Here is a 13,762-nt window from a genome sequence, read left to right on the forward strand (position 1 = left end):
TGCCGGATTCCCGCCGCATGACCTCATCCCAGGTTTACGCGAGGCGCGGCAACGACTCATCTCACTGGAGCGCACATGATCACTGCGGATTACGTAATCGTCGGTGCCGGAGCGGCGGGGCCCGTGCTCGCCGCCAGGCTGAGCGAGAACCCTGACGTCAACGTCGTTCTCCTCGAGGCAGGCCAGGAGAACACGGACGACCGGGGACGCACGCAGGGCGCGTTCTTCCTGCTGTGGGGTGGTGAAGCGGACTGGAGCTACTCGACCACCGCACAGCCCGAGCTGAACGGCCGGCAAATCTACACTCCCCGCGGCAAGGTGATGGGAGGTTCCACCGCCATCAACGTGGGCGCCTGGCTGCGCGGGTCCCAGGCCGACTACGACGGCTGGGCCGGCCTTGTCGGCGACAAGGGGTGGGCGTTCGAGAATGCGCTCCGCGTCTTCCGTCAGGTCGAGGACACCGACCGCGGACCCTCCGAGTGGCGCGGCAGTGGCGGCCCGGTGCGCATGGCCGACCTGCCGTCACCCACCTCGCTGGCCGACACGCTTCTGCAGGGCTTTGCCGAGGCAGGCTACGGGCCCCGGGGTGACGTGGACGCCGAGACGCCCTATGCCGCGGACCGCTACCAGACGATCTTCCCTGAGGGGTACCGTCAGACCATCGCGGACGCCTACCTCGACGAGGCCACCCGCTCCCGGCCGAACCTCACGATCGTCACCGGCGCGTTCGCACGGCGCGTCGTCTTCGACGGCACACGGGCTACCGGGGTGGTCTACCGCAAGGACGGAAGCGACCACACGGTCTCCGCCACCCGCGAAGTCGTCCTCTCCGCCGGCGCGATCAACACTCCCCAACTGCTGATGCTGTCCGGTATCGGCCCGACCGCACATCTGCGCGAGCACGGCATCGACGTGATCGCCGATGTCCCCGGAGTCGGCGAGAACCTCCAGGACCACCTCTTCGCCCCGGTGCGGGGCATCGCCCAGGCCGGCGTCGAGGGCTCCTACCCGGCACGTGCGGACGAGGCGGCGCTCGCCGAGTGGCGGGCCGCCCGCACGGGCCCGGCCGCCTACTGGCAGCAAAACGGCGTGGGATTCATCGCCACGACGCCCGATCTGCCCGGTCCCGACTTCGAATTGATGTTCCAGTACAACCCGGATCTGGGCGACGGCACTCTCTTCACCGGGGACGTCGAGGACCGCACCGGGTACACCATCGCGGCCATCCTGCTCCAGCCGCACAGCCGCGGCACGATCCGTCTGGCCTCCGCCGACCCCGACGAACACCCCGTCATCGACCCTCGCTACCTCAGCCACCCCGAGGACCTGGCCGCCTTCGTACGAGGACTGCGCGCGGCGCACAAGATCACCGAGTCGCCCTCGCTGGCGCCTTACACGGAGCAGGTCCACCCTCCCGTCGACGCGCCGGACGCGGTGTACGAGAGCGTCATCCGCAGCGATGCCTCCACAGCCTTCCACCCCGTGGGGACGGCGAAGATGGGTGCCGCGTCGGACCCCTTCGCGGTGACCGACCCGCAGTTGCGAGTGCGTGGGGTGCAGGGACTGCGGGTCGCCGACGCTTCGGTGTTCCCGACCATCATCCGCGGGCACACGATGGCCCCGACGGTGTTCGTCGCCGAGCGCGCGGCGGAGCTCCTGCGCTCGGCTCGATGAACCCGTACGGCCAAGGACTCGTCTTCAGCTGACCGTTTCGGTGGCGGGCCCCGTTGCCCGGCCCGCCACCGAAACCGACCAAGAAGGAATCCCATGCGTGCAGTGATCCAGAAAACCCTTGGCGGACCCGATGTGCTGGAAGTGTCGGAGGTCGAGCGTCCGAAACCGTTGATGGGGGACGTCCTCATCCGGGTGCACGCCGCCGGAGTCAACCCGATCGACTCCGGCGTGCGTGCGGGGTACGTGCCACTGCTGGGCGCCCCACCGTTCGTACTGGGCTGGGACGTGTCGGGTGTCGTCGAGGAGGCCGGGCCGGGGGCTCGTTTCGATGTCGGCGACGAGGTCTACGGAATGCCCTTCTTCCCGCGGCCCGCGAGCGCGTAGGCCGAGTACGTCATGTCCCCCTCACGGCAGGTGGCGCGCAAGCCTGCGCAACTCGACCACGTACACGCCGGCGCCCTTCCCATGGCGGGGCTCATCGCCTGGCAGGGCCTGGTGGACGCGGGACGGATCACGGGGGGGAGACCGGGTCCTGATCCACCGAGCCGCCGGAGGAGTCGGCCACCTGGCGGTGCAGATCGCCAAGTCTCGCGGTGCCCACGTGATCGCGACAGCCAGCGCCGGCAAGCACGAGTTCCTGCGCGGGCTCGGTGCCGACGAGGTCATCGACTACCAGGCCGTCGACTTCACCGAAGTGGTGAAGTCTCTCGACATGGTCTTCGACTCCACGAGCCAGGGAGAACGGTCACTTGCCGTGCTGCGCCCCGGCGGCACCCTGGTGACCATCAGTGAGCACCGCGACCGGGAACTCGCGGCACGGGTCAGGGCATCCGGACGGCGGTTCGCTGGTGTCTCCGTCGAGCCCGACTACGTGGCTCTTGAGCAGCTGGCGGAACTCGCCGACGCGGGGCAGCTGCGCCCGTACGTCACCGCGACCTTCAAGCTGGCCGAGGCGAGTTCCGCGCACAAGCTGGTGGAATCCGGCCAGGCCCGCGGAAAGGTCGCACTGACCGTATGATCGGATCACTTCGTGGCTGGTGAGAACCAGCGATGCCCGGACCAGGACGATTCCCCATGCAGGTCCGTAGCGGTACACACGCGGGTCCGGGGCCGAGCCGCGATCGCGTCGTACCGCGCACCCTGGCGCTCGACGTCGGCGAGCATGTCGTAGACGACACGCAGAATTGCCCTTTTTCCCTGTCCTTCGTCAAATGCCTCGGTCTGCGGACCGACGCGCCAGCGGCCGAGCTGCTCGGTCATGGTAGCCAGCTCAGCCCCGGGCATAGACGATCTTGCCGCGGACTCCGCGGCCCGACAACTCAACGAGCGCTGAAGGAACCTCGTCCAGCGAAACTGTCCGTGACAGCATCGGGTCGAGCCTCCCCTCGGTAGTGAGCGCGAGCAACTTCGTGAGCATCGAGGCGAGTTGTGCACGAGACCGCACGGCCCACGGTGTACGCGGCTCCAAGCGCGATCTCGGGGACGGAAGGCGCCATACCCACGGCATGCATCCGGTCCATGACCTCGGCGTTGTTGACCAGGACATCGATGCCGCCGAAAGTGTTCATGGCCCTGCTGACGACATGGTCGACGACCTGCGGGTCGCTGAGATCGCAGATCGAGGCGACGGCGGTGCCGCCCGCAGTCGCTTTCGCCTCGGCAGTTGCCTTGGCTCCCTCGCCGTTGATGGCGGCAAGGACGACGCGGGCTCCCTGTGCTGTGAAGTGAAGGGCGGGCGCTCCCTGGTGATGTCGAAGAACGGTGTGCCGGGAACGTGCTTCTGGGCCATGCGCCGAGACTAGGGCGAACGAAGCTCAGTCCCGAGCCACCAGAGGACCTTAAAAGGGCCGAGTCAATGAGTATCCGGGTACTGCATTGCTTCGTCCGGAAGACGGCCGGATTGCGCGCCCACGTGCGGCAAAGACTCTGGGCCTGGGCGAGCGCTGTCCCGCCGGACTTCTCCGTGTGCTTCGGGAGGAGGGCGACCAGTACCGGAGTATGAGGCGGCAGCGGCGTATTCGCTTCCCCGGTGCCGTGGGCAGCCAGAATTTCGCGCCTACCTTGAGGCAGGGGTCACACAGGCTCCCAGTTCTCGTGATTCGTCCCGTTATTTCCCAGGTGGGAGTACCGCTGTGGCCACCTTCCTCTACAGAGTCGGCCGATTCGCCTTCAGGCGACGACGCCTCGTGGTGATGTTGTGGATCGTCGTTCTGGCGGTCGTCGGCATCGGCTCCGCGAGCGTGTCCGGAAAGTCGTCGGACCAGTTCACCATTCCCGGCACCCAGTCGCAGAAGGCGCTGGACCTGCTCGACAAGGAGTTCCCGCAGGTATCCGCCTCCGGCGCCACCGCCCGTGTCGTTTTCGAGGCCCCCGGCGGGCAGAAGCTGACGTCCGGGGCCAACAAGAGCGAGGTCGAGTCGCTGATCGCCGACCTCAAGAAGGCTCCTCAGGTGGCGAACGTCAGTGACCCCTACGCGAGTCGTCTGATCAGCAGGGACGGCACCATCACCTACGCCCAGGTGACGTACGGGGTCGCCCAGGCCGAGGTCACCGCCGAGGCGCGTGACGCCCTGCACGCCGTCGCCGACAAGGGCCACAAGTCGGGCCTCGCGGTGAGCCTGGGCGGCAACGCCGTCAACGAGAAGGAGGGCGCCAACGCCGGTGAGCTGATCGGTCTCGCGGTGGCCGCCGTGGCACTGGTGATCACCTTCGGATCCCTGCTCGCCGCCGGCCTGCCGCTCCTGACCGCCCTCCTGGGCGTCGTCATCGCGATCCTGTCGATCACCGTTGCGACCGCGATCTGGGACATGACCTCGTCCGCGTCGACGCTTGCGCTGATGCTGGGCCTGGCCGTCGCCATCGACTACGCCCTGTTCATCGTCTCCCGGTACCGCGGTGAGATCAGGGAGGGCCACGAACCCGAGGACGCCTGTGGCCGGGCCCTGGGGACGGCTGGTTCAGCGGTCGTTTTCGCCGGCCTGACCGTGGTGATCGCTCTGGCGGGTCTGAGCGTCGTCGGCATCCGTCTGCTGTCCGACCTTGGCCTGGCGGCGGCGTTCGCGGTCGTCGTGGCCGTGGTCGTGGCGCTGACCCTGCTGCCCGCAGTACTGGGTTTCGCCGGGATGCGCATCATGAAGGGAAACCTGAAGACCAAGCGCATGCGGGCGCTGGAGCGCGGCGAGGGCGAGTCGATGGGAGTGCGGTGGGCACAGCTCGTCGTCCGCCGCCCGTGGCGGGCGCTTCTGGTCTCGGTCGCCGCCCTCGGAGTGCTGGCCATTCCGGCGATGTCGATGCGCCTGGGCATGCCCGACGACAGCACCGCTCCGGCGGGCAGCACGCAGCGGCTTGCCTACGACACGCTGAGCAAGGGATTCGGCCCGGGCTACAACGGTCCGCTCACGGTCGTCGTCGACGCCCGGGACAGCAAGGACCCGAAGGCGGCCGCCGAGGAGACGGTCACCGTGCTGGGCAAACTGCCCGACGTCGTCTCCGTGAGCCCGGCCGTGTTCAACGCATCGGGTGACGTGGCACTGATCCGCGCCGTCCCGAAGAGTTCCCCGAGCAGCAAGGAGACGGTGGACCTGGTCGGCGAGATCCGTGACACCACCGCCCCAGCCGTGCTGAAGGCCTCGGACGCGGAGGTCGTGGTCACCGGTACGACGGCCTTGAACATCGACGTCTCCGACAAGCTCGGCGCCGCCCTTGTGCCCTACCTCCTGGTAGTCGTCGGTCTGGCGCTGCTCCTGCTGCTGCTCGTGTTCCGGTCGGTCCTGGTGCCCCTGAAGGCCACGCTGGGCTTCCTGCTCAGCGTGGTGGCGACCCTGGGCGTGCTGGTCGCGGTCTTCCAGTGGGGCTGGCTCAAGGACGTCTTCGGCGTCGACACCACCGCGCCCATCGTGAGCGTGATGCCGATCTTCATGATCGGCGTGGTCTTCGGCCTCGCCATGGACTACCAGGTCTTCCTCGTCACCCGGATGCGCGAGGAGTACGTCCACGGTGCCGAGCCCACCGAGGCGGTGGTCGCCGGCTTCCGGCACGGTGCCCGTGTGGTGACGGCCGCGGCGATCATCATGATCTCCGTCTTCGCCGGCTTCCTGCTCGCCGACGCCGCACTGATCAAGTCGATCGGTCTGGGACTCGCATCGGCTGTCCTCTTCGACGCCTTCGTGGTCCGCATGACGATCGTGCCTGCCGCCATGGCCCTACTGGGCCGCCAGGCCTGGGCACTGCCTCAGTGGCTGGACCGGATCCTGCCCAACGTGGATGTCGAGGGCGAGAAGTTGCGGCACGTCCTGGACGGGCCGACCGACACGACAGGGCCGGGTGGGGAAGCCAGGCCGGGAGGCGCTCAGGACAGGAGGCTCGAGCTCGCCCGCCGGGCCCGGGACTGACCACCGCTCCGCTTACAGTGGCCCGGCGCATGTGATCCCACGGCAGTGGGAGCCGCCCCTTCAGTCGCCGTCCGTCGGCCCTTACTCCCCCCAAGGGCCGACGGACGGTCCGCCGGTATCTCGGAGACAGCCGCCGTGACCTCAGCATCGAAGAACTCCCCGGCCGAATTCGGTGCCCTGCTGGGCAGCTCGGAGGACCGCACGGTGATCCGGGTCCTGACTCTGCTGGCCTCCCTGGGCCGGGCGGATCAGGCACATCCCCATGTCAGAAGGTGGGGCATGCCGGCCCTGTGCGCCGCGCTCGGCCTCCAGCCCCTGATGGAATACTCCGGCCCCGGACCCGCGCTCCCAGTCTCACTGGGCCTGCTGGCCGGAATCACCGTCCCACTGCTGTGGCGCCAGAGCCGTCCTGTTCTGGTGTTCACGATCGTCACGGGATTCTCCGTGGCGGAGGCCGCCTGTGGGGTGCTGACCCACGCGCACTTCCTCGCCCAGCTGATCATGCTGTACAACCTGGCCCGCTTCGCTGCCCCTCTCGCTCTGGCCGGGGCCGTGTCGGTCGCCGTACCCCAGACGTTGATCACGATCCTCGCCTTCTCCTCCGACGTACAGCTCAAGCGCATCACTACCGCTCTGGCACTGGCCGTCATGCTGACGCTATGCATGCTCGCGATGGCGGGACTGGGGCTGGGCGGCCGGGTGGCGCGCCTGTACATCACCGCTCTGCAGGACCGGGCGGTGAGTCTGGAGGTGGAGCGTGACCAGCGGGCCCGGCTCGCAGCAGCGGCGGAGCGGGCTCGCGTCTCCCGGGAGATGCACGACATCCTCGGCCACACCCTCGCTGTCATGGTCGGTCTCGCCGACGGGGCGGCCGGGTTGGCCGAGGCCTCACCCAAACGAGGCGCCGAGACACTGCAGATCATCGCCGACAGCGGGCGTGGTGCCCTTGCGGATCTGCGCCGGCTCCTCGGCACCCTCCGCAAGAACGGCTCCGCGTCGTCTTGCGACTCCCGGCTGGCACCCCAGCCCGGCCTGACCGACCTCGACGCACTCTTGGAAAGGGTCCGGGCCGCCGGCCCCACCGTGACCCTGCATACCGAAGGGGATCTCGCCGCTCTCCCCGCCGGACTCCAACTCACCGTCTACCGCATTGTTCAAGAAGCCCTGACCAACACCCTCAAACACGCGGCCCTTGCCACGACGATCGACGTGACCGTCGTGGCGACCCACCACGCGGTACGTGTCGCTGTCGAGGACAGCGGCCCCCCACGTACGCCGGGCAAGCGCCCCCCCGGCGACGGGGGACAGGGGCTCCTCGGTATGCGCGAGCGCGCCTTGCTCTACCAGGGGACCGTGACCGCCGGCCCGAACTCCCGGGGCGGCTGGAGCGTCCGAGCGGAACTGCACCTCGTCCCACCCACCAACACGCCTACGCCTACGGAGAAGCACACCGCATGACCACTGTCCTCATCGTCGACGACCAGGCCCTGCAACGCCTCGGCTTCAGCATGCTCATGGAACAGCACCCCGACCTGACCGTCGTCGGCGAGGCCACGCACGGCGCCGAAGCGGTACGTATGACGGCCGAACTCCACCCGGACGTCGTCCTGATGGACGTGCGCATGCCCGGCATGGACGGCATCGAGGCGACCCGACGCATCGTCACCTCCGGCGGCCGCTCCCGCGTTCTCGTCATGACCACCTTCGACCTGGACGAATACGCCTACGACGCCCTGCGCGCGGGAGCCAGCGGCTTCCTCCTCAAGGACGCCCTGCCCGAAGAACTCCTTGCCGGCATCCGCGCGGTCGCGGCCGGGGACGCCGTCATCTCACCCGGGCTGACCCGCAAACTCATCGACGCCTTCACCACGCGCCTGCCCGGCCACACCCCCGAGCAGGCGCGACAGCTCGAAGCCCTCACCGAACGCGAGATCGAGGTTCTCACCGCGGTCGCCACCGGCTGCAGCAACGCCGAGGTCGCCGAACACCTGCACCTGGCCGAGACCACCGTCAAGTCCCACGTCAGCCGCATCTTGGCCAAGATCGGCGCCCGAGACCGGGTCCAAGCGGTCATTTTCGCCTACGACGTGGGGCTCGCACGACCGGCATGAGCAACCGGCGCGGTGTGGTTCACGAAGTCAGAAAAAGGGCTGTGATCCGGCCCTGCGCGAACGGAGAACAGAGTGAGCATGCACACAGGGGAGCCCCGAAGGGTCTCTCCCGGAGCAGGGCGCAGCCGACGGCGGAGACCAGTACACCGAGCGCGTCCGGTGATCAGGAGCACGGGCACGTCTATGAACATACGGGCATGGCCCGACCGGCATGACCCACTCCCCGGGATCGCACGGCGCCTGGCCGTGGGGAGCGCGCTGATCCTCCTCGTCAGCGGTGTTGTCTCCGTGACGGTGTGGTTCTGTGTCGCGTTCGAGACCGTCGTGACGCCTGTTCTGCTCGCGCTGCTCGGCTCGGCCTTGCTCGGCCCGCTCTATCGCCGACTGATCGCGATGAGGATCAACAAGTCCCTCGCCGCCGGGCTCACCTGTGCTGCCGTCGTCGTGGTCATGGGCGGGGTGGCGTACATCGTGGTGACCGCTCTCATCGACACCGGTGACCAGATCATCTCCTCCCTGCGCGACGCGGCCGCGTCGATCGAGGAGCGATTCGGTCTGGCGGGGACATCCCTGGACGATCTCGCCGCGAACGCGAAGGACCTGCTGTCGAAGTTCGGCGGCACCGCCGTCAACGGCCTCTTGAGCGGCGTGAGCGTGGTCGTCGAATTGGCCGCGACGGGCACACTTGCAATCCTGCTCATGTTCTTCTTCCTGCGTGACTCCGACCGGGCCGTCGCCGCACTGCACTCGCTCGCACCCCGGGGCTCTGGTGGGACGCTCGAGGTGATGGCCCGTCGCGCCTTTCAGGCGATCGAGGGCTTCATGCGCGGCACAACGATCGTCGCCTTCATCGACGCCGTCTGCATCACCATCAGTCTGCTCGTCCTGGACGTACCGGGCGCGGTCGGGCTCGGGGCGCTGGTGTTCATCGGTGCGTACATCCCGTACCTGGGCGCGCTCCTGTCCGGCGCGGTCGCGGTCCTGGTCGCCTTCGCCGACGGTGGTCTCGGGACCGCGCTGTGGGTCCTGGGCGTCGTCTTCGCCGTGCAGCTCATCGAGGGCAATGTGCTGCAGCCGATGATCCAGAGCCGCACCCTGCAGATGCACCCCGCGGTGATCCTGGTGGCAATCACCGCCGGCGCCTCGGTCGCCGGAGTCCTCGGCATGCTCCTGTCCGTGCCCATGACCGCGGCGGTGTTCGGGGTGCTGTCGGAGCTGCGAAGCCGGTACGAGGAGACACCGACTGCTGCCGAGGCGCACGAGACCGAGGCCGTCGACGACTCCCGTTCAGGTGAGGACGAGCCGCCGCGACGCCCGGGACGTCGGTCTCGGCGACTGGGCGTCGCGGCCATGGGAATGCCATCGCGTCTGCCCAGCAAACCCAAGGGAACGGTGTCCGGAGCCTGACCCACGCACATGAGTGGGGTACCAGCCAGGAGCAGTCGGCTGATACCCCACTCGTGGATTACGGTCGGGCGGTACGCGATCAGTCGGGGTACACGGCCTGACACATGTGCTGGGCCATCAGACCGTAGACGCCTCTGGCTGTCTCGGCGTCGTTCTGGTCGTAGCCATGGTCGGCACCCGACACGTCGAGGTGGTCGTAGAGCGCCCTGACGCCGCGCAGTCGCTCGGCGTAGCGAGTGCCTTCGGCCCGCAGGAGGTCGTGTTCCGGCGTGATGACGAAGGCGGGGGCGATGCCGGTCAGGTCGGCGGTGTCGGACGGATGGGCGGGAGAGACCAGAGGGTCGCCGCGCAACGTCGGGTCCGGCACGTAGGAGGTGTCGAAGATGTCCGCCATCCACGGGCGCAGCAACGGCTTGGCGATGACCGAGTGCTTGTCCCTGGCGTGGGTGACGAGGTCCAGAGGGGGATAGTGCAGGATCTGGAGAGCGATGGAGGGGCCTCCCTTTTCCAGTGCCTGACGGGCCACTGCCGCTGCGAGGGCCCCGCCGGCGCTCTGGCCTCCCACCGTGAGGAGGCTGCCGTCCCAGCCGTTTTCGGCGCCGTTTCCGGCGACCCACTCGACGACCTCGTACGCCTGGCGAGGCGGCGCGGGAAAGGGATGCTGCGGCGCGACGACGTAGTCCACGTTCACCACCACCGCACCCGCCTCGGCCGCGAGGAAACGACACAGCGGATCGTCCAGCTCCACCGGCGGCAGGACGAAGCCCCCACCGTGGAAGTTCACGTGGACCGGCGGCAAAGGCCCGCCGGCGGGACGGTCGGGGACGTACACGACAGCGCGGGCCGGGGCGACGGAGGTCGGGATGGTCAGCTCGTGTGTGTTCCGGGGGTACTCCGGATAACGCTTGTGCAGGGAGGACGCAGCGTGTCGGTCCACCAGCAGGGCGTTCAGACGCTGCATCACTTTGGCGGCGGGGGAGGCCAGCGCCGGCCGGGCCAGGAAGGACATGACAGCTCCGTTCGATGGGATGGTGCGCCGGGCTCGCCGCTCGAGAGGCGGTCACTCGCGCAACGCCCTGCTCTGCCGGCCCGCCCGCGGTGCCCTGTGGCGTGTCCAGGCTAGTGATCCCGTACGGGACGAACAGCGCACCGAAGAAGCGAAAACGACGGAGCCGACTGGTACTTGAGGAGGAGCCGCCCCCTCCGGAAGGACAGGTGGGAGCTACGGTGCTCGGAGTGTGTCCCTTCGGAGGAAGGCGAGCACTACCGTGGTAGTAGCCGTCCTCCTGGATTTGGGTTCTCCAGTGCCGCACGTTGTCGAGGCGACGCCTTTAACGTGAAGTGTGGGCCGTGTGATGACCCCTCCACACTTCTTCCGCGACGAGAACGGATCGCGGGCGTGAGCCGCTCCCTGTCAGCCACCGTCCGCCGGCCTTTCCCGCTCAGGGCTAGCGGACGGTCCGCATGCACCCCTGGAGACGCATCCAGTGACCACCACCTCCTCGAGGGTCCGCCCGGTGGAACCCAGCAGCGTTCTGGGAGGCCCGGAGCATCGCACAGTCGTGCGATTGCTGGCCTGGCTGATATCGATACAGCGGGCCAGCCAAGAGCACCCGCGGGTCAGGCAGTGGGTGGCACCACTGGTGTGCGCGGCTCTCGGCGTCCCGGGGCTTCTGGACAGCGCCGCCGCGACCGATCCGGGTTTCCCGGTCGCTCTCATCGTGCTGATCGGGTTCACCGTCCCGCTGCTCGCGCGGGATCGTCATCCCCTTCCGGTCTTCGCCGTCATCACGGTCTTCTCCACGGCGGAGGCTGTTTCCGGAGTTCTCACCTACGCTCATTTTCTCGCGCAACTGATCATTTTGTATAACCTCGCCCGGTTCGCACCGCCGGCCCAGTTGGCCGTCGCCGTCTCAATCACCATTCCCCAGACCATCGTGACGATCATGACGTTCGCACCGGACAGGCGGATCGAACGGATCGACAGCCCCCTGGCGGTGACCACCGACCTAGTGCTCTGCATCCTCGCCATCGCCGGCCTGGGGCTGGCCGGCAGGGTGGCGCGCTCGTACATCACGGCCCTGGAGGACCAAGCGGTGCGCCTGGAGGTGGAGCGCGACCAGCGGGCCCGCCTCGCAGAGGCCAAGGAGCGGGCACGCATCTCCCGGGAGATGCACGACATCCTCGGCCACACCCTCGCCGTCGTGGTCGGTCTGGCCGACGGTGCGGCGGGGCTGGCCGAGACCAGGCCGAAGCAGAGCGCGGAAACCCTGCGGATCATCGCGGACAGCGGGCGCGGCGCCCTGGCCGACCTGCGTCGGCTCCTCACCGGGATTCGCGAGGAGGGACCTCATGAGACGCCCTTCCGCCCCCAGCCGGGTGTCGGCGATCTCGACGCTCTGCTGGAACGGATCCGTGCGGCCGGTCCCGACGCCGAACTCCATACGGCCGGTGACCTCACCGCCCTGCCCGCAGGACTGCAACTCACCCTGTACCGCATAGTCCAGGAAGCTCTGACGAACACCCTTAAATATGCCGCCTCCCACACCTCGGTCCGTGTCTCCTTGATCGCGGAGCAGGATGCCGTACACGTCACCGTCGAGGACACGGGTCCACCCGCCACGGAACGGGATCATTCCCGGGAAGGCGGTGGGCATGGGCTTCTCGGCATGCGTGAACGCGCTGCGCTCTACCAGGGGACGGTCGCCGCCGGTCCGAACTCCGCCGGCGGCTGGAGCGTTCGCGCCGTTCTGCTTCCGACGCCGCCGGTGAAGGCGGGCCTGGACGCACACCAGGCATGATGCTTGGGCGGCACGAGCGCCTGATGTCCTTGTGCCTCGGTCGGTTTGGGTGGTCAGAACATGGTGTTGTCGTTCTTGGAGGTTGGTGGAATGAGCTGGAGGACGTCCCAGTGTTCGACGATCTTGCCGACCGCGTCGAAACGGAAGATGTCGATGCCGGCGTACTCCTCGGCGGGCCAGGTCTGGTGGCAGTGCAGGATCACGTGGTCGCCCTCGGCGAAGGCGCGCTTGACCTCCACCCGCTTGCCCGGGTACTCGGCGGCCATGCGCTCGAAGTAGTCGATGAAGGCCTGTTTGCCGTCGCCGACGTGGGGGTTGTGCTGGATGTAGGTGTCGCCGGAGTACCGGTCGATGGCCTCGGCGGGGCGGCACTGGTTGAACATCAGGTCGTAGAACGCCTTGGCCGTGGCCTTGTTGGTCTCCGGGTTGCTCATGGTGCCTCCGCGGGGTCGGGTGTCAGGTGCGGTGAGTGCGTCGAGTAGGTGGTCGGCCCCGACCGGGACGGGCAGAGTCCGGCGAAGTCGGCGGGGGTATCGGGATGGGCGGGGTTGACGCGTACGAGGGGTGCGTGGGGGAAGCGGCGGGTCAGTTGTTCACCGGGCCATCGAAGCACGCCGGTGGTGTTGAGCCCGGCGCCGAGTTGACGACGGGTGCTGTTCTCAGCCAGTGGTGGAGGCGACGGCCTGCGGGGAGGCAGGGGGCGTCACGTACTCGGCACCCTTCGTGGAGTACGACATGGACTCGTACACCGCTCCCGGGACCGCGCGCAACGCGCGGCGCATCGTCAACACCGGTGACACGTTTGTCACCTACGGCCACTACGCCTCGTACTACATCGGTCAGCTCTAGGCGTAGGGGCCGCTCATAGGCGTGGTGGGGCGGACGCGACACCTCCGACCCACCACCCCAACTCCGAGAAGGAGAGGTTCACCTTGACCGGAACGACCGCCTGGATCCGTCCGCTGACCGGGGCGGAAGCCGGGATCCCGACGCGCAGGCAGGTGCATGGATCCCACTGCCGCACCAGCCGGAGCATGTTCACTGAATGGGCCGCGGCGCTGGAGTTCCCGGACTACTTCGGCCGCAACTGGGACGCATCCTCACCTGCATCGACGGCGACGCCGGACCATCGGCCCGGGAGACAGTCGTGTACGACGACGGACCGCGGGCGTTCGTCGACTGCTGCGCGACGCCACGACGCGTGCGCGGACCTATCTCCCCCGTCCGGGGCGCCGTGGTCCGGGGGCGGTGCCGGACTCGGTGACGAAGACGTCGTCTGCCTTAGAGAGCATCTGATCTGAGTAGTTGGTAGTTAGGGATGATTTTGTGACGGCTGGTGTGGGCGGTCGTTAGGCAAGGTGTGAGTGCTCGTCGTCCG

The 13,762-nt window shown here is 68.2% G+C and carries 12 protein-coding genes and 2 pseudogenes; 9 read left to right on the forward strand and 5 right to left on the reverse strand.

From position 1 onward, the window contains the following. Window positions 1-75 precede the first annotated feature (75 nt). Window positions 76-1,674 carry a GMC family oxidoreductase N-terminal domain-containing protein gene (locus AB0959_RS38590; protein ID WP_366831438.1) on the forward strand — a complete coding sequence of 533 codons (1,599 nt, stop codon included), beginning with the start codon at window positions 76-78 and terminating at the stop codon, window positions 1,672-1,674. A gap of 93 nt (window positions 1,675-1,767) precedes the next feature. Further along, window positions 1,768-2,692: pseudogene (locus AB0959_RS38595) on the forward strand (NADP-dependent oxidoreductase). 5 nt (window positions 2,693-2,697) lie between these two features. On the opposite strand, the gene AB0959_RS38600 reads toward AB0959_RS38595, so the two are convergent. The 3 genes and pseudogenes from AB0959_RS38600 to AB0959_RS38610 all read right to left on the reverse strand — a co-directional run. After that, the gene (locus tag AB0959_RS38600; RefSeq protein ID WP_366831439.1) at window positions 2,698-2,934 is read right to left on the reverse strand and encodes a hypothetical protein; all 237 of its coding nucleotides are present in this window, start codon (window positions 2,932-2,934) and stop codon (window positions 2,698-2,700) included. Window positions 2,935-2,944: 10 nt separating this feature from the next. Then, window positions 2,945-3,220 (reverse strand): zinc-binding dehydrogenase, encoded by a 276-nt coding sequence (locus AB0959_RS38605; RefSeq protein WP_366831440.1) that lies wholly within the window; start codon window positions 3,218-3,220, stop codon window positions 2,945-2,947. Window positions 3,221-3,245: 25 nt separating this feature from the next. Beyond that, window positions 3,246-3,362: pseudogene (locus AB0959_RS38610) on the reverse strand (3-ketoacyl-ACP reductase); the annotation flags it as partial. 444 nt (window positions 3,363-3,806) lie between these two features. On the opposite strand from AB0959_RS38610, the gene AB0959_RS38615 reads away from it, so the two are divergent. From AB0959_RS38615 to AB0959_RS38630, 4 genes are all read left to right on the forward strand, one after another. Continuing rightward, window positions 3,807-6,065 carry an MMPL family transporter gene (locus tag AB0959_RS38615; RefSeq protein ID WP_366831441.1) on the forward strand — a complete coding sequence of 753 codons (2,259 nt, stop codon included), beginning with the start codon at window positions 3,807-3,809 and terminating at the stop codon, window positions 6,063-6,065. A 135-nt stretch (window positions 6,066-6,200) separates the two neighbouring features. Next, window positions 6,201-7,523 (forward strand): histidine kinase, encoded by a 1,323-nt coding sequence (locus AB0959_RS38620; protein WP_366831442.1) that lies wholly within the window; start codon window positions 6,201-6,203, stop codon window positions 7,521-7,523. Further along, window positions 7,520-8,176, forward strand: a complete 657-nt coding sequence (locus AB0959_RS38625) for a response regulator transcription factor (protein ID WP_366831443.1) — start codon at window positions 7,520-7,522, stop codon at window positions 8,174-8,176. Before AB0959_RS38620 ends, AB0959_RS38625 begins: the two co-directional genes overlap by 4 nt. 183 nt (window positions 8,177-8,359) lie before the next feature. Further along, window positions 8,360-9,583 carry an AI-2E family transporter gene (locus tag AB0959_RS38630; protein ID WP_366831444.1) on the forward strand — a complete coding sequence of 408 codons (1,224 nt, stop codon included), beginning with the start codon at window positions 8,360-8,362 and terminating at the stop codon, window positions 9,581-9,583. 79 nt (window positions 9,584-9,662) lie between these two features. On the opposite strand, the gene AB0959_RS38635 is transcribed toward AB0959_RS38630, so the two are convergent. Further along, window positions 9,663-10,592, reverse strand: coding sequence for an alpha/beta hydrolase fold domain-containing protein (locus tag AB0959_RS38635; RefSeq protein WP_366831445.1), 930 nt, complete (start codon window positions 10,590-10,592; stop codon window positions 9,663-9,665). A 622-nt stretch (window positions 10,593-11,214) separates the two neighbouring features. Between AB0959_RS38635 and AB0959_RS38640 the strand changes: the two genes are divergently transcribed. Continuing rightward, window positions 11,215-12,384 carry a histidine kinase gene (locus AB0959_RS38640; protein ID WP_366831446.1) on the forward strand — a complete coding sequence of 390 codons (1,170 nt, stop codon included), beginning with the start codon at window positions 11,215-11,217 and terminating at the stop codon, window positions 12,382-12,384. Window positions 12,385-12,437: 53 nt separating this feature from the next. Here AB0959_RS38640 and AB0959_RS38645 read toward each other — a convergent pair whose 3' ends face one another. Then, window positions 12,438-12,818 (reverse strand): nuclear transport factor 2 family protein, encoded by a 381-nt coding sequence (locus tag AB0959_RS38645; RefSeq protein WP_366831447.1) that lies wholly within the window; start codon window positions 12,816-12,818, stop codon window positions 12,438-12,440. A gap of 232 nt (window positions 12,819-13,050) precedes the next feature. Here AB0959_RS38645 and AB0959_RS38650 point away from each other — a divergent pair, with 232 nt between their 5' ends. Together AB0959_RS38650 and AB0959_RS38655 are read left to right on the forward strand one after the other, a co-directional pair. Continuing rightward, window positions 13,051-13,233, forward strand: a complete 183-nt coding sequence (locus tag AB0959_RS38650; RefSeq protein WP_366831448.1) for a hypothetical protein — start codon at window positions 13,051-13,053, stop codon at window positions 13,231-13,233. Window positions 13,234-13,385: 152 nt separating this feature from the next. Continuing rightward, window positions 13,386-13,685: a barstar family protein gene (locus AB0959_RS38655; RefSeq protein WP_366831454.1), complete on the forward strand. Its 300-nt coding sequence runs from the start codon at window positions 13,386-13,388 to the stop codon at window positions 13,683-13,685. The last annotated feature ends 77 nt before the right edge of the window (window positions 13,686-13,762 follow it).

The sequence above is a fragment of the Streptomyces sp. NPDC046862 genome (genome assembly GCF_040704615.1).
Taxonomy (GTDB): Bacteria; Actinomycetota; Actinomycetes; order Streptomycetales; family Streptomycetaceae; genus Streptomyces.